At 73.1% G+C, this 20,888-nt stretch carries 19 protein-coding genes and 1 tRNA gene; 10 read left to right on the top strand and 10 right to left on the bottom strand.

The genetic code is table 11. The features are described from left to right. Positions 1-9: 9 nt before the first annotated feature. Positions 10-906, bottom strand: a complete 897-nt coding sequence (locus Sco07f_RS23550; protein WP_054101918.1) for a Cgl0159 family (beta/alpha)8-fold protein — start codon at positions 904-906, stop codon at positions 10-12. 13 nt (positions 907-919) lie between these two features. Beyond that, a complete protein-coding gene (gene iolC / locus Sco07f_RS23545; protein WP_007389140.1) occupies positions 920-1,882 on the bottom strand; it encodes a 5-dehydro-2-deoxygluconokinase in 963 nt (320 codons plus the stop codon). A gap of 252 nt (positions 1,883-2,134) precedes the next feature. Between iolC and Sco07f_RS23540 the strand changes: the two genes are divergently transcribed. The 5 genes from Sco07f_RS23540 (at position 2,135) to Sco07f_RS23520 (ending at position 6,700) form a co-directional block, all read left to right on the top strand. Next, positions 2,135-3,157, top strand: a complete 1,023-nt coding sequence (locus Sco07f_RS23540) for a sugar ABC transporter substrate-binding protein (protein ID WP_108989102.1) — start codon at positions 2,135-2,137, stop codon at positions 3,155-3,157. Further along, positions 3,157-4,233, top strand: coding sequence for an ABC transporter permease (locus tag Sco07f_RS23535; RefSeq protein ID WP_007389142.1), 1,077 nt, complete (start codon positions 3,157-3,159; stop codon positions 4,231-4,233). The genes Sco07f_RS23540 and Sco07f_RS23535 overlap by 1 nt, the downstream gene beginning before the upstream one ends. Before the next feature lie 6 nt (positions 4,234-4,239). Further along, positions 4,240-5,247: an ATP-binding cassette domain-containing protein gene (locus tag Sco07f_RS23530; RefSeq protein WP_108989101.1), complete on the top strand. Its 1,008-nt coding sequence runs from the start codon at positions 4,240-4,242 to the stop codon at positions 5,245-5,247. 2 nt (positions 5,248-5,249) lie between these two features. Continuing rightward, a complete protein-coding gene (locus tag Sco07f_RS23525; protein WP_108989100.1) occupies positions 5,250-6,152 on the top strand; it encodes a sugar phosphate isomerase/epimerase family protein in 903 nt (300 codons plus the stop codon). A gap of 134 nt (positions 6,153-6,286) precedes the next feature. Next, on the top strand, positions 6,287-6,700 hold the full coding sequence (locus Sco07f_RS23520) for a VOC family protein (RefSeq protein WP_054101922.1): 414 nt from the start codon (positions 6,287-6,289) through the stop codon (positions 6,698-6,700). A gap of 33 nt (positions 6,701-6,733) precedes the next feature. Here the strand turns inward: Sco07f_RS23520 and Sco07f_RS23515 are convergent, their stop codons facing one another. Both Sco07f_RS23515 and Sco07f_RS23510 read right to left on the bottom strand, forming a co-directional pair. Further along, positions 6,734-7,738 carry a Gfo/Idh/MocA family protein gene (locus Sco07f_RS23515; RefSeq protein WP_007389145.1) on the bottom strand — a complete coding sequence of 335 codons (1,005 nt, stop codon included), beginning with the start codon at positions 7,736-7,738 and terminating at the stop codon, positions 6,734-6,736. 71 nt (positions 7,739-7,809) lie between these two features. Further along, entirely contained in the window at positions 7,810-8,973 is a 1,164-nt protein-coding gene (locus Sco07f_RS23510; RefSeq protein WP_108989099.1) for a phytanoyl-CoA dioxygenase family protein, read from the bottom strand. Between the two features lie 130 nt (positions 8,974-9,103). Here Sco07f_RS23510 and Sco07f_RS23505 point away from each other — a divergent pair, with 130 nt between their 5' ends. Then, entirely contained in the window at positions 9,104-10,138 is a 1,035-nt protein-coding gene (locus Sco07f_RS23505; RefSeq protein WP_108989098.1) for a LacI family DNA-binding transcriptional regulator, read from the top strand. A 110-nt stretch (positions 10,139-10,248) separates the two neighbouring features. Here Sco07f_RS23505 and Sco07f_RS23500 read toward each other — a convergent pair whose 3' ends face one another. The 3 genes from Sco07f_RS23500 to Sco07f_RS23490 form a co-directional block, all read right to left on the bottom strand. Beyond that, entirely contained in the window at positions 10,249-11,412 is a 1,164-nt protein-coding gene (locus Sco07f_RS23500; protein WP_108989097.1) for a Gfo/Idh/MocA family protein, read from the bottom strand. A gap of 101 nt (positions 11,413-11,513) precedes the next feature. Beyond that, on the bottom strand, positions 11,514-12,314 hold the full coding sequence (locus Sco07f_RS23495) for an ABC-2 transporter permease (protein ID WP_108989096.1): 801 nt from the start codon (positions 12,312-12,314) through the stop codon (positions 11,514-11,516). 6 nt (positions 12,315-12,320) lie between these two features. Continuing rightward, positions 12,321-13,277: an ATP-binding cassette domain-containing protein gene (locus tag Sco07f_RS23490; RefSeq protein ID WP_108989095.1), complete on the bottom strand. Its 957-nt coding sequence runs from the start codon at positions 13,275-13,277 to the stop codon at positions 12,321-12,323. A 135-nt stretch (positions 13,278-13,412) separates the two neighbouring features. On the opposite strand from Sco07f_RS23490, the gene Sco07f_RS23485 reads away from it, so the two are divergent. Then, a complete protein-coding gene (locus tag Sco07f_RS23485; RefSeq protein WP_108989094.1) occupies positions 13,413-15,140 on the top strand; it encodes a sensor histidine kinase in 1,728 nt (575 codons plus the stop codon). Between the two features lie 89 nt (positions 15,141-15,229). Further along, a complete protein-coding gene (locus tag Sco07f_RS23480) occupies positions 15,230-15,886 on the top strand; it encodes a response regulator (RefSeq protein ID WP_007389157.1) in 657 nt (218 codons plus the stop codon). On the opposite strand, the gene Sco07f_RS23475 is transcribed toward Sco07f_RS23480, so the two are convergent. Together Sco07f_RS23475 and Sco07f_RS23470 are read right to left on the bottom strand one after the other, a co-directional pair. After that, positions 15,856-16,230 carry a cupin domain-containing protein gene (locus Sco07f_RS23475; RefSeq protein WP_108989093.1) on the bottom strand — a complete coding sequence of 125 codons (375 nt, stop codon included), beginning with the start codon at positions 16,228-16,230 and terminating at the stop codon, positions 15,856-15,858. The genes Sco07f_RS23480 and Sco07f_RS23475 overlap by 31 nt on opposite strands. 165 nt (positions 16,231-16,395) lie before the next feature. Continuing rightward, positions 16,396-17,382: a bile acid:sodium symporter family protein gene (locus tag Sco07f_RS23470; RefSeq protein WP_108989092.1), complete on the bottom strand. Its 987-nt coding sequence runs from the start codon at positions 17,380-17,382 to the stop codon at positions 16,396-16,398. A 142-nt stretch (positions 17,383-17,524) separates the two neighbouring features. On the opposite strand from Sco07f_RS23470, the gene Sco07f_RS23465 reads away from it, so the two are divergent. Next, positions 17,525-17,598, top strand: a tRNA-Pro gene (locus Sco07f_RS23465). Positions 17,599-17,826: 228 nt separating this feature from the next. Here Sco07f_RS23465 and absR1 read toward each other — a convergent pair. Further along, positions 17,827-18,906, bottom strand: coding sequence for a beta-glucuronidase AbsR1 (absR1, locus tag Sco07f_RS23460; protein ID WP_007389156.1), 1,080 nt, complete (start codon positions 18,904-18,906; stop codon positions 17,827-17,829). Positions 18,907-18,978: 72 nt separating this feature from the next. Here absR1 and Sco07f_RS23455 point away from each other — a divergent pair, with 72 nt between their 5' ends. Continuing rightward, positions 18,979-20,829 (top strand): LuxR family transcriptional regulator AbsR2, encoded by a 1,851-nt coding sequence (locus tag Sco07f_RS23455; protein WP_108989091.1) that lies wholly within the window; start codon positions 18,979-18,981, stop codon positions 20,827-20,829. The last annotated feature ends 59 nt before the right edge of the window (positions 20,830-20,888 follow it).

Raw genomic sequence — 20,888 nt, 5'->3', positions numbered from 1 at the left:
TCTCCTCGTTCACAGCAGTCCGACGGCCGTGTCCACCGCCTGTTCCACGCTGCCCTCGGCCGGGTAGAGCAGCGAGCGGCCGACCACCATGCCCTGCACGGTGGGGAGCCTCAGGGCCTTGCGCCAGCGTTCGTAGGCCGCGCTCTGGTCCGCGGGGGAGCCGCCTATGTCGCCGCCGAGCAGGACGGCGGGCAGCGTGGAGGTCTCCAGGACCTCCGCCATGTCGTCCGGGTCGTGGGTGACGGGCAGTTTCAGCCAGGTGTAGGCGGAGGTGCCGCCGAGGCCCGAGGCGATGGCGATGGACCGGGTGACGGCCTCGGCGGACAGGTCGTTGCGGACCCGCCCGTCGACCCGGCGGGAGATGAACGGCTCGACGAACAGGGGCAGTCCACGTGCCGCCATGGCGTCGACCGCCCGGGCGCTCGCCTCCATCGTGTCCAGTGAGCCGGGGTCGTCGTAGTCGATGCGCAGCAGCAGCTTGCCCGCGTCGAAGCGCAGCCGGTCGATGTCCTCGGCGCGGTGGCCGGTGAAGCGGTCGTCCATCTCGAAGGCGGCGCCCGCGAGGCCGCCCCGGTTCATCGATCCCATGACGACCTTGTTCTCCAGCACCCCGAGCAGGAGCAGGTCCTCGAGGACGTCGGCGGTGGCCAGCACCCCGTCGACGCCGGGGCGGGACAGCGCGGTGCACAGGCGTTCCAGCAGGTCGGCCCGGTTGGCCATGGCGAGCCCGCGGGCGCCGACGCCGAGCGCGCCGCGCGCCGGGTGGTCGGCGGCCACGATCATCAGGCGGCCGGAGTCGCCGATCAGCGGGCGGCGCACCCGGCGGGCCGCGGCCTCGGCGATCGCCTCCGGGTGCCGGGCCCTGACCGCGGTGAGGTCCGGGATGCTGGAGATGCTGGGGGACAAGACGTGGCTCCGTTCAGGGAGTGGCTCGCGCGAGGAGGTCGTCGACCTCCGCCTCGGTGGGCATCGCGGAGGAACAGGCGAGGCGGGAGGCGACGAGGGCGCCGGCCGCGTTGGCGTACCGCATGATCCGCTCCAGCTCCCAGCCGGAGAGCAGACCGTGGCACAGGGACCCGCCGAACGCGTCGCCCGCGCCGAGGCCGTTGACCACCTCGACCGGGACCGGCGGCACCTCGGCGGACCGGCCGTCGCGGTGGACGGCGAGGACACCCTTCGGACCCTGCTTGACGACGGCCAGCTCCACACCGGCCGCCAGCAGTGCCTCGGCGCAGGCCCGGGGTTCGCGCACGCCCGTGGCGATCTCGCACTCGTCCAGGTTGCCGACCGCGACGGTCGCGTGCCCGAGCGCCTCGGCGTAGTACGGGCGGGCCTCGTCGGGGTCGGTCCAGAACATGGGGCGCCAGTCCAGGTCGAAGACCGTGGTGCCGGACTTCGCACGGTGGGCGAGCGCCGCCAGCGTCGCCGTACGGCTCGGCTCCTCGCTCAGCCCGGTGCCGGTCATCCAGAAGATCGAGGCCGCGCGGACCGCGTCCAGGTCCAGCTCCTCCGGGTGGATCTCCAGGTCCGGGGCCTTGGGGCGGCGGTAGAAGTACAGCGGGAAGTCGTCCGGCGGGAAGATCTCGCAGAACGTCACCGGGGTCGGGTACGCGGCGACCGGGGTGACCCAGCGGTCGTCGACGCCGAACTCCTTCAGCGCGCCGTGCAGATAGGCCCCGAAGGGGTCGTCGCCCGTGCGGGTGATGACGGCCGCCGTGCGGCCGAGCCGGGCGGCGGCGACCGCCACGTTGGAGGCCGATCCGCCGAGGAACTTGCCGAAGGTCTCAACCTCGGCCAGGGGCACGCCCGTCTGGAGAGGGTAGAGGTCGACCCCGATGCGGCCCATCGTGATCAGATCGAAACGCGGGACTGACTCGGCCATGTGCGACGCTCCTTTGGCTGGGCGGGGGCCTGCCGCCTCCCAGGTGTATGACTCCCGGACGACACTGTCAAGACTTTGTACTTACATTCGGACCTGCGAGTGAAATGATGTCTTGACAAAGTATTGACAGTGGGCGTCACAAGGACTTGTATCCGGTCCCAGCGCAGCAACAGCCATTCTTCTCGGGTCCGGCACCCGGGTCTGGTACACGGCTCTCCCGTCGCACAGTCGCACAGTGAGGTGCAGGAAAAGATGGACCGCTCTTCGCACGCCCGCTCCCGCAGATTCGCCCCCGCCGTGGCCCTCGCCGCCGCCGCGGCCCTGACCCTCGCCGGCTGCTCCAGCAGCTCGGGCGGCAAGAAGGCCGACGAGGAAGGCGACTCGGGGGCATCCGCGGGCAAGGCGAACACCCCCCGCATGACCGTCGCCCTGGTCACCCACCAGGCACCCGGCGACACCTTCTGGGACATCGTCCGCAAGGGCGCCCAGGCCGCCGCCGACAAGGACAACGTCAAGCTCGTCTACTCGGCCGACCCGAACGCGGGCAACCAGGCCAACCTGGTGCAGAACGCGATCGACCAGAAGGTCGACGGCATCGCCGTCACCCTCGCCAAGCCGGACGCCCTCAAGAGCGTCCTCGCCAAGGCGGAGAAGGCCGGCATACCCGTGGTCGGGCTCAACTCCGGTCTGGCGGACTGGCAGAAGCTCGGCCTGATGGAGTTCTTCGGCCAGGACGAGAGCGTGGCGGGCGAGGCGCTCGGCAAGCGGCTCAACGAGGACGGTGCCAAGAAGGCCGTCTGCGTCATCCACGAGCAGGGCAACGTCGGTCTGACCCAGCGCTGCGACGGCGTGAAGAAGACCTTCGAGGGGTCCATCGAGAACCTCTACGTCAACGGCACCGACATGCCCTCGGTGAAGTCGACCATCACCGCCAAGCTCAAGCAGAGCAGCGACATCGACCACCTCGTCACGCTGGGCGCCCCCTTCGCCATGACCGCCGTGCAGTCCGTGGACGAGTCCGGCAGCAAGGCCGAGGTCGCCACCTTCGACCTCAACAAGGAACTGACCGGCGCCATCGAGAAGGGTGACATCGAGTTCGCCGTCGACCAGCAGCCCTACCTCCAGGGCTACCTCGCCGTCGACGGACTGTGGCTCTACAAGAACAACGGCAACTACAGCGGCGGCGGTGAGCAGCCGGTGCTGACCGGCCCGGCCTTCGTCGACAAGTCCAACGTGAAGGCCGTCGCCGAGTTCGCCTCGAAGGGCACCCGGTGATGAGCATGGCCCCACAGGCTGAGCCGGCGGTGGTCGCACCGCCGGCCCCCGGCCCCAAGGAGACCGACGGACGCACCCGTGAACGCCCCCTGGCGCTGCGGCTGCTCGCCCGGCCCGAGGTCGGGGTCTTCCTCGGCGCGGTCGCCGTGTTCGTCTTCTTCCTGATCGCCGCCCCCACGCTCCGCGACGGCGGCTCCATGGCGACGGTGCTGTACCAGTCGTCGACCATCGGCATCATGGCGCTGCCCGTCGCCCTGCTGATGATCGGCGGCGAGTTCGACCTGTCGGCCGGTGTCGCCGTGGTCACCTCGGCGCTCACCGCCGCCATGCTCAGCTACCAGCTGACCATGAACGTCTGGATGGGCGTGATCGTCGCCCTCGTGGTCTCGCTCGCCGTCGGCGCCTTCAACGGCTGGGTGCTGGTGAAGACCGGACTGCCGAGCTTCCTGGTCACGCTGGCCACCTTCCTGGTCCTCCAGGGCGTCAACCTCGCGGTCACCAAGCTCGTCACCGGCAACGTCGCCACCGACAACATCAGCGACATGGACGGCTTCGACCAGGCCAAGGCCCTGTTCGCCTCCTCCTTCGACGTGGGCGGCGTCGAGGTGAAGATCACGGTCGTGTGGTGGCTGGTCTTCGCCGCCCTCGCCACCTGGGTGCTGCTGCGCACCAAGTACGGCAACTGGATCTTCGCCGTCGGCGGCAGCCAGGAGTCCGCCCGCGCGGTCGGCGTGCCGGTCACCTTCACCAAGATCACACTGTTCATGCTGGTCGGCTTCGGCGCCTGGTTCGTCGGCATGCACCAGCTGTTCTCCTTCAACACCGTGCAGTCGGGTGAGGGCGTCGGCCAGGAGCTGATCTTCATCGCCGCCGCGGTCATCGGCGGCTGTCTGCTGACCGGCGGCTACGGCTCCGCGATCGGCCCCGTCTTCGGCGCCTTCATGTTCGGCATCGTGAACCAGGGCATCGTCTTCGCGGGCTGGAACCCGGACTGGTTCAAGGCCTTCCTCGGCGTGATGCTCCTCGGCGCCGTCCTCATCAACCTGTACGTCCGCCGCGCCGCGACCCGGAGGTGATCGGAAATGACCAGCAAGACCCCCGGGACCCCTCGCACCGACGGAACCCCCGGCACCCACGGCACCGTCCTGGCCGACCCCGCGCCCGAGCGGGGCCGTCCCCTCGTGGAACTGCGCGATGCCGGCAAGGCGTACGGCAACATCCGCGCCCTGCACGGCGTCGACCTCGCCGTCCACCCCGGCAGGGTGACCTGCGTGCTCGGTGACAACGGTGCCGGCAAGTCCACCCTCATCAAGATCATCTCCGGGCTGCACCAGCACACCGAGGGCGAATTCCTCGTCGACGGCGAGGCCGTGCGCTTCGGCAGCCCGCGCGACGCCCTCGACCGCGGCATCGCCACGGTGTACCAGGACCTCGCCACCGTCCCGCTGATGCCGGTGTGGCGGAACTTCTTCCTCGGCTCCGAGATGACCAAGGGCCCCTGGCCCGTGCGCCGCCTCGACATCGCCCGCATGAAGCGGACCGCCGACGAGGAACTGCGCAACATGGGCATCGTCCTGGACGACCTCGAACAGCCCATCGGCACCCTCTCGGGCGGCCAGCGCCAGTCCGTCGCCATCGCCCGCGCCGTCTACTTCGGCGCCCGCGTCCTCATCCTCGACGAGCCCACCGCCGCCCTCGGCGTCAAGCAGTCCGGCGTGGTGCTCAAGTACATCGCCGCCGCCCGCGAACGCGGCCTCGGCGTCGTCTTCATCACCCACAACCCCCACCACGCCTACATGGTCGGCGACCACTTCAGCGTGCTGCGCCTGGGCACCCTCGAGCTCAGCGCCGCGCGCGCCGACATCACCCTCGAAGCGCTCACCAACCACATGGCGGGCGGCGCCGAACTGGCCGCCCTCAAGCACGAGCTGGCGCAGGTCGGCGGCGTCGACGTGGAGGCGCTCCCCGACGACGCGGCCGCTGCGGCGAAGGCCGCCGCACCCGATACTGCCGAGAGGACCGACGCCGCCGAGTCCGACGCCGCCGTGTCCGACAGCACCGCATCCGGCACCGCCGAAGGGAAGGCCTGAGCATGCCCTCTGCCCTCGACCGCATCCGCGTCGGCTCGGCCCCCGACTCCTGGGGCGTCTGGTTCCCCGACGACCCCCAACAGGTCCCCTGGGAACGGTTCCTGGACGAGGTCACCGAGGCCGGCTACGACTGGATCGAGCTGGGCCCCTACGGCTACCTCCCCACCGACCCGGCCCGGCTCACCGACGAGGTGACCCGGCGCGGCCTGAAGGTCTCCGCGGGCACCATCTTCTGCGGGCTGCACCGCGGCCCCTCCGAGTGGGACGCCACCTGGGAGCAGGTCGGCCGCGTCGCCGCCCTCACCCGGGCGATGGACGCGAATCACCTCGTCGTCATCCCGTCCTTCTGGCGCGACGACAAGACCGCCGAGATCCTGGAACCGCCGGAGCTGACCGGCGAGCAGTGGACCCACCTCACCCGGGGCATGGAACGCCTCGGCCGCGAGGTGCGGGAGACCTACGGCCTGGACATCGTCGTCCACCCGCACGCCGACACCCACATCGACACCGAGGAGCACGTCGAGCGCTTCCTCGACGCCACCGACTCCGACCTCGTCAACCTGTGCCTGGACACCGGTCACTACGCCTACTGCGGCGGCGACAGCGTCAAGCTGATCGAGACCTACGGCGAGCGCATCGGCTACCTCCACCTCAAGCAGGTCGACCCGGAGATCCTCGCCGGGGTGCGGGAGGGCGGGGTGCCGTTCGGGCCGGCGGTGCAGCGCGGCGTGATGTGCGAGCCGCCCGGCGGCGTGCCGGAGCTGGGCCCGGTGCTCACGGCGGCCCAGGAACTCGGCGTGGACCTCTTCGCCATCGTCGAGCAGGACATGTACCCCTGCGAGCCGGACAAGCCGCTGCCCATCGCGGTGCGCACCCGGAAGTTCCTGCGGTCCTGCGGCGCCTGAGCCGGGGGTGCCGGCGGGCGGTGGCCGGCGGGCGGCCGTCCCGCCGGCGCGCCGCTCGGCGGGCCGTTGTCAGTGCCGCGCGCTAGCGTGCGCAGCACTGACACCCATACCTCGGCCCGCTCAGGGAGGCAGCCATGACCTCGCGTCTCAACCCGTACCTCAGCTTCGACGGCGACGCCCGACAGGCGATGGAGTTCTACGAGCAGGTGTTCGGCGGCACCCTGGCGCTGAACACGTTCGGCGAGTCCGGCATGCCGGACCCCGCCTTCGCCGACAAGGTCATGCACGCCATGCTGGAGACGCCGGGCGGCTTCACCCTGATGGCCGCCGACACCCCGCCCGGAATGGAGTACCGGCCGGGCAGCAACTTCTCGGTGAGCCTCAGCGGCGACGACGCGACCGAGCTGCGCGGATACTGGGAGAAGCTGTCCGCCGGCGGTTCCGTCGCCGTGCCCCTGGAGAAGCAGATGTGGGGCGACGTCTTCGGCATGTGCACGGACCGGTTCGGCGTCCCCTGGATGGTGAACATCAGCGAGCCGGCGAGCTGACCCCGCCGGCCCGCCAGGACCCCGTGCGCCCGCTCAGCCGCGCCGCACCTCGGCGATCGTCACCGGCCGGTGCTCGTGCAGCGACAGCGTGCACGCCTCGGCGATCCAGCCCGCCTCCAGCGCGTCCTCGACCGTGCAGGGGGAGGTGCGGGTACCGGCGACGACCTCGGTGAACGCGGTCAGCTCGGCGCGGTAGGCGGCGGCGAAGCGGTCCATGAAGAAGTCGTGCGGAGTACCGGCCGGGAAGGTCGCGCCGGGCTCCACCGAGCGCAGCGGCAGCTTGTCCTCCAGGCCGACGGCGATCGAGTCGTCGAAGCCGTGGATCTCCATGCGGACGTCGTAACCACGGGCGTTGTGACGGCTGTTGGAGACGACGGCGATGGTGCCGTCGTCCAGGGTGAGGATCGCGCCGGTGGTGTCCGCGTCGCCCGCCTCCCGGATGAAGCCGGCGCCGCGGTTGCCGCCGACGGCGTACACCTCGCTCACCTCCCGGCCGGTCACCCAGCGGATGACGTCGAAGTCGTGCACCGAGCAGTCTCGGAAGATGCCCCCGGAGGCGGCGACGTAGGCGGCCGGCGGCGGCGCCGGGTCCAGCGTGGTCGACCGTACGGTGTGCAGCGTGCCCAGCTCACCGCCGAGCACCGCGGCCCGCGCGGCGGCGAACCCGGCGTCGAAGCGGCGGTTGTAGCCGATCTGGACCGGCACGTCGTGGCCCGCGAGCGCCTTGAGCACCTCGACGCCCTCCGTCATGGTGCGGGCGACGGGCTTCTCGCAGAAGACGGGCACGCCCGCCTCGACGGCGGCGAGGATCAGAGCCGGGTGGGCGTCCGTCGCCGCCGCGACCACCACACCGTCCACGCCTGCCGCCAGCACCGCCTCGGGGGAGTCCGCGACCTCGGCGCCGAACCGCTCGGCGGCTGCCCGCGCGGCGTCCGCGAACGGGTCGGCGACGACCAGCGAGCCGACGGCTTCGAGTCCGGCGAGGGTCTCGGCGTGGAAGGCGCCGATGCGGCCGAGGCCGAGGATTCCGATACGCATGCGCTTCGCTGCTCCTTGTGTGGGGTGGTGCGGGGTGTCCGTGCCGGGGTCCGCGCCCCGCCGGGCCCCGGTCACCGGCTCTCGCGTCGTTCGTGGCCCGCCCGCAGCTCCGCGCGGAGCGCGTCCGGTGTCCACTCCTCGCGCAGCGCCCGCCGTACGAGGTCCGCCTGGGAGGGCGGGGCGAGACCGTCGACCGGCGGGTCCCGGTCGAGGTTGGTGGGGAAGGGGTAGCCCTCCGCGCTCGCGGCGATCACCCGCTCCAGCCATCCCTCGCCCACGCCCTCCGCCTTCCGTCTCAGCAGCACCGGGTACACGGAGTTCACCACCGCCTCCCGGTCCACGGTCTCCATGGCGCGGCCGAACGGCGAGGAGATCTGCAGCAGGTTGGCCATGCGCCGGACGTCCGTCGAGCGGTTGGCACCCGCCGCGTGGAACACCGCGGGGTTGAAGAACACCGCGTCGCCCTTGGCCAGCGGCAACTGCACGCGGTGCGCCTCGAAGTAGGCCCGGAACTCCGGCAGCCGCCACGCCAGGTAACCCGGCTCGTACTTCTGGGAGTGCGGCAGGTACATCGTGGGCCCCGACTCCACGGGCATGTCGCAGTGCGCGACCGCGCCCTGGAGCGTGAGCACGGGGGAGAGGCGGTGCACGTGCGCCGGGTAGGCCGCCGCGGCCTCGGCGGACAGGAAGCCGAGGTGGTAGTCGCGGTGCACCGTCTGGGCCGCGCCGCCCGGATTGACCACGTTGATCTGGGAGGTGACCTGGTGGCCGGGACCCAGCCAGGCCCGGGCGACCAGGGACAGGGGCTCGTTGGCGTAGTAGTCGGCGAACGCCTCGGGGTCGTGCAGGGCCGCCTTCTCCAGGGCGTTCCACACCCGGTCGTTGGCCCCCGGCGCGGCGAAGTGGTCACCGGCGGCCGCACCCGAGGCGCGCTGCCCGGCGATCAGCGCGTCGAACACCGCGGTGGCCCGGTCGACCACCGCCGGGTCCGGGAAGGCCCCCGCGAGGACGACGATGCCGGGGCCGTCGGCGAGGGCGTGGACGAGTTCGGCCGCCGTGCGCGCGTCGTCGCGCAGCTCCCCGGCGGCGTACACGGGGACGTTCTGCCGCACGGCGGCCGCCCGGGGGTACGCGGCCGGGTCGGTCGGCCGCTCGACGAGTGCGCGGAAGGCGCCGAGATCGCAGTCCTGTGCGGACAGCCGGAGGCGCTGGGCGGGGACGGGCGCTGGGGGCATCGTCGTCCTTTCGCTGACAGGGGCGACGCGGTGCTGTCATTCTTGTCCTGACAAACGCGTCGAACAACCAGCAGGCGGCCATCAAAAACCCCTCAGCCTGTGCCGCGCCGACGAAGCCGAGGAGCCGGTCATGGGACACCCCTTCCCGATCCGGGAGATCGCACGTCAGGCGGGCCTGAGCGAGGCCACCGTCGACCGGGTGCTCAACGGCCGGGGCGGGGTGCGCGAGAGCACCGCGTACGAGGTGCGCCGGGCCATCGCCGATCTGGACCGCCAGCGCACCCAGGTCCGGCTGGTCGGCCGCACGTTCATGTGCGACATCGTGATGCAGGCCCCGGAACGCTTCTCCACCGCCGTGCGGACCGCGCTGGAGGCCGAACTGCCCGCCCTGCACCCCGCCGCGGTGCGCTGCCGCTTCCACTTCCGCGAGACGGGCCCGGCGGACGAACTGACCGGCACCCTGGACCGGATCGCCCGTCGCGGCTCGCAGGGGGTGATCCTCAAGGCCCCGGACGTCCCCGAGGTGGCCGCCGCCGTGAGCCGGCTGACCGCCGCCGGTGTCCCCGTCGTCACCCTGGCCACGGACCTGCCCACCAGCCCCCGGGTGGCCTACGTCGGCATCGACGACCGCGCGGCCGGCGCCACCGCCGCCTATCTCATGGGCGAGTGGCTCGGCGACCGCCCGGGCAACGTCCTCACCAGCCTCAGCAGCGGCTTCTTCCGCAACGAGGAGGAGCGCGAGATGGGTTTCCGCGGTGTCATGCGGGCCCGCCACCCCGGACGGGCCCTGGTCGAGACCGCCGAGGGCCAGGGACTGGACGCCACCCAGTACGACCTGGTCCGGGCCGCGCTGGAACGCGACCCCGGCATCCGCGCGGTCTACTCGATGGGCGGCGGCAACATCGCCACCCTGCGCGCCTTCGCGGACCTCGGCCGCCCCTGCGACGTGTTCGTCGCCCACGACCTCGACCAGGACAACACCCGGCTGCTGCGCGAGCGGCGCCTGTCCGTCGTCCTCCACCACGATCTGCGCCAGGACCTGCGCGAGGCCTGCCGGCACGTGATGCGGGCCCACGGCGCCCTGCCGCCCGCCGGTCCGGCGCGGCCGTCGGCGATCCAGGTCGTCACACCGCACAACATGCCGCCCGACACCGCGACCGCGTGACGCGTGCCGCCGCCCCGGACGGATGCCGGCAGCCCCTGGCGGCCCCGGGCGGGTGGTGGCGACGGCCGACGGCGGCGTCGCGATCACGACGCGGGCCCGACGCGGCGCCGTCACCCGGGCAGTTCGGGACTGACCCAGGCGCCGCGCTCCGCCGACCGCGTCATCGCGTCCAGCACGGCCGCGCTGTGCACGGCGTCCGTCGGGGTCGCGCCGTACGGGGTGCCCTCCGCGATCGAGCGCAGGAAGCGGTGCGCCTCCACCACCTTCAGGTCGTCGTACCCCATGGCGTTGGCGGCGCCCGGCTGGAAGGCGGCGAACTCGCCGTGCCCGGGGCCGACGTAGACCGTGCTGACCGGCTGGTCCTGGTAGGCCGTGCCGCGGCTGACGCCCAGTTCGTTCATGCGGCGGAAGTCCCAGTACACGGCGCCCGTGGTGCCGTGCACCTCGAAGCCGTAGTTGTTCTGCTCGCCGACGGAGACCCGGCAGGCCTCCAGGACTCCCCGGGCCCCGGAGGCGAAGCGCAGCAGGCAGTTGACGTAGTCCTCGTTCTCGACCGGCCCCGGCTCGCCGCCCGCGGCCCGGGAGTGACCGGCGGTGGGCGCGGTCGGCCGGGCCCGCTCGGGCAGGAACACGGCCGTGTCGGCGGTCAGGGACGCGATCTCGCCGAGCAGGAAACGGGCCAGGTCGGCGCCGTGCGAGGCCAGGTCGCCGAGCACCCCGCTGCCCCCGCGCTCCCGCTCGAACCGCCAGGTGAGGGCCCCCTCGGGATGGGCCGCGTAGTCGCTGAAGAGGCGGATGCGGACATGGGTGACGGTGCCGATCTCGCCGGCCGCGATCAGGTCGCGGGCCGCCTCGACGGCGGGCGCGTTGCGGTAGTTGAAGCCGACCGAGCCCTGCACCCCCGCCTCGGCCACCGCGTCCGCCACCGCGCGGGCGTCCGCGGCGGTCAGCCCGACCGGCTTCTCGATCCAGATGTGCTTGCCCGCCCCGGCCATCGCCACGGCGATCTCGCGGTGCAGGAAGTTCGGGGCCGTGATGCTGACCGCGTGGACCCGCGGATCGGCGGCCACCTCGCGCCAGTCGCGGGTGGCCGAGGCGAAGCCGAACCGCTCGGCGGCCTCCTCGGCCCGCCCCGGCACCTCCTCGGCGACCGCCACCAGCTCGGGGCGCAGCGGGAGGTGCGGGTAGTGGTGCCGGACACGGGCGTACGCCTGGGTGTGCACCCGCCCCATCCAGCCGAAACCGACGACGGCGACACCGAGCGCGTCCACCATGAGAGCCCCTCTGCGAACCGGTCCCTGCTCTGACCCGCCCACCCTCCGGGGCACGTCCGCATCATGTCAACCTTTTGACAGGACAAAGCTCCGGCGCGGGGTCAGGCGTCGCGCCGGCGCAGCACCGCGGACCCCGCGCCGTAGCAGACGAGCGACCACACCACGACGACCGCCAGCGCGGCGCCGCCGCCGTAGGGGTCGTGGTCCTGCGTGAGCAGCACGGTGCCCGCGACGCTCGGCATGTAGTCGGAGGCGGTCTCCAGCCATCGCGCGCCCACGACGCCCATCAGCTGGGGCAGCGCGAGCAGCACCATGATGAGGGTCGTGATCGTCCCCGCCGCGCTGCGCAGCAGGCTGCCGATGCCCACCGACATCACCGCGAGGGCGGCCAGGTACACACCGGCACCGAGTGCGGTGCCGAGGAGTTCGCCGCCGGTGTAGTCCCCGTGACCGCTCATCAGCGGCGCCGCGACGAGGGTGCCCAGCACACTGAACACGCAGCCCGCCACCGCCACGACGGCCGTGACGACGATCGTCTTGGACCGCAGCATCCGGCCGCGCGCCGGGACGGCCTGCAAGGTGGTGCGGACGGAGCCGCTGGAGTACTCGCCGGTCAGCGCCAGGGTGGCCAGGACCACCACGGTGAGCTGGGAGATGAGGAACGCCTGCGACGCGTGGTGCGGAGCGGGCATGGTGACGTCGATGCCCTTCTTCGCGCTGGCGTCGGCCGACGCGCCGACCATCGCCGCGAAGCCCACGGTGAGCAGGAGACCGACGGCGAGGTTCCACCAGGTGGCCCGCACGCTCCACAGTTTCGTCCACTCGAACGCGAGCGCGCCCCGGAACCCGCCGCCCCTGCCGGGGCCCGTGGGCCGGGGGAGAGGTGTCGTCGTCTTCGTCATGGCGGATCAGACCTTCGGAGTGGTGGTGGGGGTGTCGAGGAGCGGCGAAAGGGCGGGCGAGCCGAACTCCACGCTGTCCGCGGTGAGTTCCATGTACGCCTGTTCCAGACTGGCCCGGCGCATGCTCAGCTCGTGGACGGGGATCCGGTGGGTGAACGCCAGGTCGCCGATCTCCCGCAGGGTGGCGCCGACGACGACGAGTTCGCCGGGTTCCAGACCCCCGTCCCGGTCGACCCGCAGGCCCCGCCGGAGCAGTTCCCGCTCCAGGGCCTCGGGCTCGGGCGTCCGCACGCGGGCGGCGGTCAGCGAACTGCCCGCGATCACCTCGTCCATGGGGGCGTCCGCGAGGATCCGTCCCCGGCCGATGACCAGGAGGTGGTCGGCGGTCTCCTGCATCTCGCTCATCAGGTGGCTGGAGACCAGCACCGTCCGCCCCTCCCCGGCCAGCGAGCGCATCAGCTCCCGCACCCACCGCACGCCGTCCGGGTCGAGCCCGTTGACCGGCTCGTCGAAGAGCAGCACCTCCGGATCGCCCAGCAGGGCCACCGCGATCCCCAGCCGCTGGCCCATCCCGAGGGAGTACGAGCCGACCCGCTTCCCGGCGACCTCCGTGAGTCCGACGGTCTCCAGCACCTCGCCGACCCGGGAGGCCGGGATGCCGTTGCTGCGGGCCAGACCGAGCAGATGACGGTGCGCCGAGCGGCCGGGGTGGCAGGCCCGCGCGTCCAGGAGCGCGCCGACGCTGCGCAGCGGGTGGCGCAGTTCCCCGTATCTCCTGCCTCCCACCAGCACCCGGCCCGAGGTCGGTGTGTCGAGGCCGACGGCCATCCGCATGGTGGTCGACTTGCCCGCGCCGTTCGGCCCGAGGAAGCCCGTGACCTTCCCCGGGGCGACGGTGAACGAGAGGTCCGAGACGGCCGCCTTGTCGCCGTACCGTTTGGTCAGCCGTTCCGACGTGATCATGGTGCGATCGCTCCTTCCAGTGGCATGCCCGGAACGCTAGGGAGACAGGGGCGGCGGTGACATCCGGCGAAAGGCAGCGAACGCATCGACTTTCGGCAGGTCCCGGGGCGGGAGGCGGTCTTGTAGCGTTCCGGCATGCGCAGATGGCAGGACATACGCCGGCTCACCGGGCAGCTCCTGCGTGACGTGGCCGCCGACCGCCCCTTCACCCGGCCCGGCGACCACGGGCTGCTCCTCGTCCTGCTGGCCCCGTCCGCCCTGGACACGAGGGTGCCCGCCGCCGCCCCGGCCGTCTGGCTGACCGCCTGCCTGGTCGTCACGGTCGGGGTGGCGCTGCGGCGTGCGGCTCCTCCGGTGTCCCTGCTGGCGGCGGCGCTGCTCGCCCTCTTCCTGCCGTGGTTCGGCGCCGGTGCCTGGCCCGCGGTGGCGGCGGCGGTGCTGAGCTGGAGCGCGGGCCGCCGAGTGTCCCGGATCCGGCCCGCCCAACTGGTCTTCGCCGGTGCCACGGTGACCGGGGTCCTGCTGGTCGGCGCGGTGGCCGAGGCCAAGGACGCGCTGAGCCTGCTGATGCTCCAGTTCGCCTCCTGCGTACTGCCGTGGTGGGCCGGCAACTGGCGCAGGCAGCGCGCCGCGCTGGCCCACGCGGGCTGGGAGCACGCCGAACGACTGGAGTGGCGGCAGCGCTTCGTCGCCGAGCAGGCGCGGCACCGGGAACGGGCCCGCATCGCGCAGGACATCCACGATTCCCTGGGCCACGAGCTGAGCGCCATGGCCCTGCTCGCCGGCGGACTCGAACTGTCCAGGGAGCTGTCCGGCGAACACCGGGCCGTCGTCGGCCAGTTGCGGGAGCGCTGCACCCTCGCCACCGAGCGGCTGCACGAGGCCATCGGGTTGCTGCGGGAGGACGGCGGCTCCGCCGGCCCCTCCCTGGTGCCCGCCCACGAGTCGATCGCCGGGCTGGTGCGCCGGTTCGAGGGGGCGGCCGCGCCGGTGGACTTCCGGGAGGAGGGCGCGGCCCCCGCGGCCCCCGAACCCGGTGTGCCCACCCTGGCCGGCCTCGCGGCCTACCGGGTGGTCCAGGAGGCCCTGACCAACTCGGCCAAGCACGCGCCCGGCGCACCGGTCTCCGTACGGGTGCTCCACCGGCCGGACGAGACCGTGGTCTCGGTCGTCAACGAGACGCCGCGCCGCGCCGGGAGCCGCGCCGCCACCGGCAGCGGTGCCGGACTGATCGGCCTGGACGAACGCGTGCGCCTGGCGGGCGGCACGCTGCGGGCGGGCCCGCGCGGGAACGGCTTCGAGGTGCGCGCACGGCTCCCGCACATCCCGTCGGCGCCACCACCGAGGGCCGCCGCTCCGCACGGTGCCGACGCGACGAGCCGGTCGCCGGGGGCGCCCCGGGCCGTGCTCGCGGACGACGAAGGGGACGCGTACGCGGCACCGGCCGGGGACCCCGCCCGCGCCGACGGCGCCCGGCCGGGGCGGAGCACCGCGCGGACGGCGCTGCTGCGCACCAGGGCCCGGCTGCGCGGCGACGCCCGGCGAGCCGCGTTGCTGCCCGTGCTGCTCGGCGTCGCGATCGCGGCCCTGCTCACCGGCCTCTACGTCGCCACCTCGGCGACCACGTCACTCGCGCCCGGGGACTACGGACGCGTCCGGCTCGGCGAGACGCGCGCGGAACTCGAGGCGGTCCTTCCGGCACGGCGGATCGGCGAGCCGCCGCCCACCCTGACCGAACCTGCCGCTCCGCCCGGCGCCGCATGCGAGTACTACCGGGCGAGCGAGGGCCTGTTCGACCTCACCGGCACGATGTACCGCCTGTGCTTCACGGACGACGTCCTGGTCACCAAGGACAGACTCTGAACGCCCCCGCAGAGGCCTCCTCCCACAGAGGCCGCCGCCCCCGGGACAAGCCCCGGGACAGCCCCCGACACCACCACCGGAAGGACCGGATGATCCGCGTACTGGTCGCCGACGACGAGAGCATCGTGCGGGCCGGCGTCCGCGCCATCCTCACCACCGAGCCCGGCATCGAGGTGGTCGCCGAGGCCGCCGACGGACGTGAGGCCGTCGAACTGGCCCGCAGACACCGACCCGACGTGGCACTCCTGGACATCCGGATGCCGGAGCTGGACGGTCTGGCGGCCGCCGGCGAATTGCGGACCACCAACCCGGACACCGCGGTGATCGTCCTCACCACGTTCGGCGAGGACCGCTACATCGAGCGGGCCCTGGACCAGCAGGTGGCCGGGTTCCTGCTCAAGGCGTCCGACCCCCGGGACCTGATCTCCGGGGTGCGCGCGGTGGCGGCCGGGGGTGCCTGCCTGTCTCCGTTGGTGGCCCGCCGGCTGATGACCGAGCTGCGCCGGGCGCCCTCGCCCCGCTCCTCGGCCTCGGGCGAGCGGGTCGCCGTACTGTCCGAACGGGAGCGCGAGGTCCTGGCCATGCTCGGGTCCGGCCTGTCGAACGCCGAGATCGCCCGGCGCATGTACCTGGTCGAGGGCACGATCAAGGCGTACGTCAGCGCCATCCTCCAGCAGCTGGGGGTGCGCAACCGGGTGCAGGCGGCCATCGTCGCCTACGAGGCCGGGCTGGTCGAGGACGCCTGACCGAGGTTGATCGCGTACGCCTTGCGCAGTGTCTCGTGCACCGTCCACGTCGTACGGTCGCCCTCGCGCAGCACGGCCAGGTCTCCCGGTCCGACGGTGAGGGTCGGGCCGTCCGCCACCTCGATGGTGGCCGAGCCGCTCAGCACGACGAACATCTCGTCCGCCTCGGTGTCGGTGACGACGCCCGGTGTGATCTGCCAGACGCCCCGCACCTGACGTCCGTCCGGTGACTCCCAGACCACCCTGCCGGTCACCTCGGGCGTGCCGGACACGATCTGGCCGGGGGAGAGCGGCTCGGGTTCGAGCTCGGCGTCGGGCACGTGGACAACGAAGCTGTGGGTCATGCCGCGACGCTAACCGGACCGTGCGGGGCGCCGGGGGCGACAGGGTGTGCGGGATCCGGCCGGGTGCGCGGACACTTCGTCGCGGCCGCCCGGCCGACCGCGGGTCACGGCCCCCCGCTCAGCCCACCGCAGGTCACGGCCCCGCTCGGCCGACCGCAGGTGCTGTCACCGCCCCCGGCGCGACAACCACGCCGCGACCACCGCACCGGAGACGTTGTGCCAGACGGAGAACACCGCGGCCGGCAACGCCGCCAGGGGGCTGAAATGGGCGGTGGCCAGCGACGCGGCGAGGCCCGAGTTCTGCATGCCGACCTCGAAGGCCATGGCGCGACTGCCGGGCTCGCCCAGCCGGCCGAGGCGCCCCGCGCCGTAACCGAGGGCGAGTCCGAGCCCGTTGTGCAGCACGACGGCGACGATGACCAGCCCCGCGGCCGACTTGATGGCGTCCGCGCTGCCCGCCACGACGACCGCCACGATCACGGCGATCGTCAGCGCGGACAGCCACGGCAGTGCCGGCAGCGCCCGCTGGACGTACCGTCCCGCGAGGAGCCGTACGACGACGCCCGCGAGGACGGGTAGTAGCACCGTCTTGAGGATGTCGGTGACCATGGACCCGGCGTCCACCGGCAGGTACGCGCCGGCCAGCAGCAGCGTCAGCGGCGGGGTGACCAGCGGAGCGACCAGCGTGGACACGGTCGCGACGGAGACCGACAGGGCGACGTCGCCGCGGGCCAGGTAGGTCACCACGTTGGAAGCCGTACCGCTGGGCGCGCACCCCACCAGGATCACGCCCGCGGCGAGCTGGGGCGGGAGGTCGAGCAGGTGGGCGATCGCCCAGCCGAGCCCCGGCATGATGACGTAGTGCGCGACCAGACCCAGTGCCACCGCCCAGGGACGCTTCACGACCCCGCGGAAGTCCTCCGGGGTCATGGTGATGCCCATGCAGAACATCACGACGCCGAGCAGGTACGGCACCGCCTCGCTCCACCCGGTGAAACTTCCGGGGAGCAGCAGGCCGAGGGCGCCGGCCAGGAGGACGAGGACCGGGAAGACGGTGACGGCACGCCGCGCGGAGCGGTCACCGGTCCCGTCGCCGCCGAGGTGTCCGGTTCCGTCGGTTCGGTCTGTTCGTTCGGTTCTTTCGGTACGCACCGTGCGAGGTAACGCCCGGTGGGCGGGGCGGTGCAAAGCCGTCTCGCCATGTGATCGTCCGAGCGGGTGGCCGCCTGCTTCGTCCCCGCACCGAATGGGGTAGGCTTGACCAGCGCGATCACGGACAACGCGGATCGCGCACCGGGACGTGGCGCAGCTTGGTAGCGCACTTGACTGGGGGTCAAGGGGTCGCAGGTTCAAATCCTGTCGTCCCGACGGTATGCGAAGGGTCTTCGCGGGCGGAAGCTCGCGGAGACCCTTTTCACTTGGGTACGGGCCCCGCCCCGCCCGGTCTCCTCGGACGAATGGCCGTGTCCGCCGCCCCCCAGCGGCGGACACGGCGTGGGCCGCGGAACGTCCGCCCTCCCCCGAAGGAGACGTTCCGCGGCCGGCCCCCGGCGCCGGTCCATGACCACGGCGCCCGGGCGTCTGCGAGTCGTGCGGTCACCAGTACATGACCGCCGTCTCGCCCGCACCCCACGAGGAGTACAGGCGCACCCGGACGACGTAGCGGCGGCCCTTGACGAAACGGGCCCTGATCGTGGCGTTGCGGGGGTCTCCCCCGTCGTCCTGTCCGGCGAAGTAGCGGGGCACGCCGTCCCGCTCCTCGAAGACGACGACGACGGCGTCGCTGTCGCCGAAGGTGCCCACGGTGTATTCGCGGGTCTCCGGCGGATCCACCCGGAAGTCGGCCTGCTCGCCGGGCCCGAGGCCCAGCGGCACCGAGCGGAAGGGCACCAGCGGACCGGGCCGTCCGGCGGGCGGGTACCAGCGCAGGGCGAACTCCTTGTCGGCGGCGGAGAGGACACCGGGCGGTCGCAGACCGGAACGGTAGTGCTCGGGCTCCAGTATCAGACCCGACGGGAACGGGTACTCCATGATCGACTGCGGGTCCCAGACGGGGCCGTTGGCCTCGTCGTCGTCGAGCTTGCGCAGGATGTTGTGGAAGGTCCGCTCCCGGCTCCAGTGGTTGGGCGGGCCCGCCAGCTCGGCGTAGACCGCCTCGTCGTCCCAGAGGATGCCGGCGAACGGACTCTGGTGCTCGTGCAGCATGCCGAGTGCGTGCCCGATCTGGTGCAGGGCCGTCGCGCGCTCACCCGGTGCGGTCAGGTCCCAGCCGAAATTCATCGTACGGTCGTTCAGACCGACCCGGAGCGCGTCCTTGCCCACCGCCGACCAGGACCCGTCGCCGGGCTGGAAGCCGATGCGCAGCTCCGCCTCCGACCGGTCGTGGACCTCGGTGAGACCGATCCCGATGCCGAGGTCCCGCCACTCCCGGAAACAGTCGCGCACGACGTCCCGCTGCTCCTCGGTCCCCACCCACGAACCCCGCCGGGGCCGTCCGGTGCCGGGCATCGGGACCACCGAGGCGTCGATGTCGCCGCCGAGGAAGCAGTAGTGCAGCACGGTTCCGTTGACCCACATCCGCTGCCCGCCGACGAGCGCGGCGGCACGCTCGGCGGCCAGCCCCGGCGCGAGCACGGGGGCGGGCTGCCGCGCGAGCGAGCAGTAGCGTGCGGTCATGGTCGTCAGGGTGCCGTCCGGCCCGCCCCCGGCGCCTGAGTCGAGGGGTACTCAAGTCACCCTGTATCAAGGATGAGTAGGCCGACTCATGTTCCCGTGACGACTGTGACGACTTCTCCGCGGGACACGAAGGCGCTGGACGCCCCCTGGCCGTTCACCGGGCGGGTGGACGAACTCGAGCTGGTGCGGCGGTCGGTGGCGGCCGGACGGAGCGGCCTCGTGGTGACGGGCCCGGCCGGTGCGGGCAAGACCAGGCTCGTCACGGAGGCCGTACGCGGCGCGGACTGCGCCAGGGTTGCCGGGACGCCCGAGACCCGGGGCATCCCCTTCGCCGCCTTCGCCCACCTGCTGCCCGAGACCGTCACCCTGCACCGGGCGGTCCACCTCCTGTCCGGTGTGCGGCTGCTGCTGGTCGACGACGCCCATCTGCTCGACGACTCCTCCGCCGCCCTGCTGCACCAGCTCGCCGTGCACGGCCGCACCCGCCTCCTGGTCGTCGCCACCGACGGCGTCCCCGCACCGGACGCCGTGTCGCGGCTGTGGTCCGGGGAACTGCTGCCGCGTCTCGCCCTGGCACCGCTGCCCCGCGAGGACACCGCGGAACTCCTCACGGCGGGCGCGGACACCGTCCTGGAGCCGCTCACCGTCGACCGGCTGCACCGTCTGAGCCGGGGCGACCTGCGGCTGCTGCGCGAACTGCTGACCGCCGTACGCCAGGAGGGGCTGCTCGTGCCGGTGCCGGGCACGGACCTGCGCGCGTGGCGGGGTCCCGTGCCGGTCACCCGGGCGGTGCGGGAGCGCACCGCCCGGGTCCTCGACCGCGTCCGCACCGAGGAGCGGGAGACCCTCGACCGTCTCGCCTTCGCCGAGCCCCTGCCCCTGGACCCGGACCTCGACGCCCTCGACCTGCGGACCCTGGAGGACCTCGAGGCCGAGGGCCTGGTCACCGTCGACGGCGACGGTGCCACCCGTCTCGCGCACCCGCTGCACGGCCCCGTGCTGCGTGCCGCCGCGGGCCGGCTGCGCGCCCGGCGCCTGGCCCGCGCCTCCGACCGCACCGGACCCGCCCTGGAAGCGGAGCGGGCCCTCCTCGCCCTGCGCGTCGCGCAGGCGGACGTACGGCCGGTCGAGACCCCCGTGGGGGACTGGCTGGCCGCCGAGGGAGCGCCACTGCCGGCCGCCTACCCGGCGCTGCGGGCCCGGTACGCACGGCTGGGCGGCCGGCTGCGCGACGCCGCGGCCTGGGCCCGCGCGGGCCTGCGGGACGGTCACGACGACGCGGCCTGCCGCGACGAACTCGCCCTGGCCGTCGCACAGTCGGGCGACGAACCGGCAGGGAGCGGCGGTACGGCGGGAGCCGGCGCCGCCTGGGCCGCCGCCGCGCGCGGTGACCTCGACGAGGCGGTCCGGACGGCCGCCGCGGGCGACCCGTACGACGCCGTCCGGTTCGGCGCGCCCGAGCGGGTGACCGGCCGGCTGACCGGTGTCTTCGCCGCGCACGCCGACGCCCTCGAGCGCCGGGACGGACCGGCGCTCGACCGGGTCGCGGAGGAACTGGAAGCGCGTGGCTTCCTGCTGTTCGCGGCCGAGGCGAGCGCCCAGGCGGTGCCCGCCCACCGCGACCCCCGGGCCGCCCGCACCGCCCGTACCCGGGCCGCCGCCCTCGCCCGGCGCTGCCAGGGCGCCCGCACCCCCGCGCTGTCGGGCCTGGTGCTCGGCGAACTCACCGCCCGTCAGCGGCAGATCGTCACGCTCGCCGCCGCGGGCCTGAGCAACCGGCAGATCGCGGAGCGGCTCACCCTCTCCGTCCGCACCGTCGGCAACCACCTCTACGGCGCCTACACCCGCCTCGGCGCGGGCGATCGCGGCGCCCTGCCCTGGCTGACGGACCTGCCGGAACTGCCCGAGCCGCTGCCCGCCTGACCCGGCGGCCGGGGCACCCGGTGCCCCGGGCCATTACCTCGAGCCATTACCTCGGGCCC

This window comes from Streptomyces coelicoflavus, assembly GCF_003112555.1.
Taxonomy (GTDB): Bacteria; Actinomycetota; Actinomycetes; order Streptomycetales; family Streptomycetaceae; genus Streptomyces; species Streptomyces coelicoflavus.
Note: the sequence above shows the minus strand (reverse complement) of the source record. Positions and strands in the feature narration are given on the sequence as shown.

What these genes read in the sequence shown, in the direction of transcription:
- iolC (WP_007389140.1), bottom strand. Translation starts at nt 1,882, where the DNA reads ATGGCCGAGTCAGTCCCGCGTTTCGATCTGATCACGATGGGCCGCATC.
- Sco07f_RS23540 (WP_108989102.1), top strand. Translation starts at nt 2,135, where the DNA reads ATGGACCGCTCTTCGCACGCCCGCTCCCGCAGATTCGCCCCCGCCGTG.
- Sco07f_RS23535 (WP_007389142.1), top strand. Translation starts at nt 3,157, where the DNA reads ATGAGCATGGCCCCACAGGCTGAGCCGGCGGTGGTCGCACCGCCGGCC.
- Sco07f_RS23530 (WP_108989101.1), top strand. Translation starts at nt 4,240, where the DNA reads ATGACCAGCAAGACCCCCGGGACCCCTCGCACCGACGGAACCCCCGGC.
- Sco07f_RS23525 (WP_108989100.1), top strand. Translation starts at nt 5,250, where the DNA reads ATGCCCTCTGCCCTCGACCGCATCCGCGTCGGCTCGGCCCCCGACTCC.
- Sco07f_RS23520 (WP_054101922.1), top strand. Translation starts at nt 6,287, where the DNA reads ATGACCTCGCGTCTCAACCCGTACCTCAGCTTCGACGGCGACGCCCGA.
- Sco07f_RS23515 (WP_007389145.1), bottom strand. Translation starts at nt 7,738, where the DNA reads ATGCGTATCGGAATCCTCGGCCTCGGCCGCATCGGCGCCTTCCACGCC.
- Sco07f_RS23510 (WP_108989099.1), bottom strand. Translation starts at nt 8,973, where the DNA reads ATGCCCCCAGCGCCCGTCCCCGCCCAGCGCCTCCGGCTGTCCGCACAG.
- Sco07f_RS23505 (WP_108989098.1), top strand. Translation starts at nt 9,104, where the DNA reads ATGGGACACCCCTTCCCGATCCGGGAGATCGCACGTCAGGCGGGCCTG.
- Sco07f_RS23500 (WP_108989097.1), bottom strand. Translation starts at nt 11,412, where the DNA reads ATGGTGGACGCGCTCGGTGTCGCCGTCGTCGGTTTCGGCTGGATGGGG.
- Sco07f_RS23495 (WP_108989096.1), bottom strand. Translation starts at nt 12,314, where the DNA reads ATGACGAAGACGACGACACCTCTCCCCCGGCCCACGGGCCCCGGCAGG.
- Sco07f_RS23490 (WP_108989095.1), bottom strand. Translation starts at nt 13,277, where the DNA reads ATGATCACGTCGGAACGGCTGACCAAACGGTACGGCGACAAGGCGGCC.
- Sco07f_RS23485 (WP_108989094.1), top strand. Translation starts at nt 13,413, where the DNA reads ATGCGCAGATGGCAGGACATACGCCGGCTCACCGGGCAGCTCCTGCGT.
- Sco07f_RS23480 (WP_007389157.1), top strand. Translation starts at nt 15,230, where the DNA reads ATGATCCGCGTACTGGTCGCCGACGACGAGAGCATCGTGCGGGCCGGC.
- Sco07f_RS23475 (WP_108989093.1), bottom strand. Translation starts at nt 16,230, where the DNA reads ATGACCCACAGCTTCGTTGTCCACGTGCCCGACGCCGAGCTCGAACCC.
- absR1 (WP_007389156.1), bottom strand. Translation starts at nt 18,906, where the DNA reads ATGACCGCACGCTACTGCTCGCTCGCGCGGCAGCCCGCCCCCGTGCTC.
- Sco07f_RS23455 (WP_108989091.1), top strand. Translation starts at nt 18,979, where the DNA reads ATGAGTAGGCCGACTCATGTTCCCGTGACGACTGTGACGACTTCTCCG.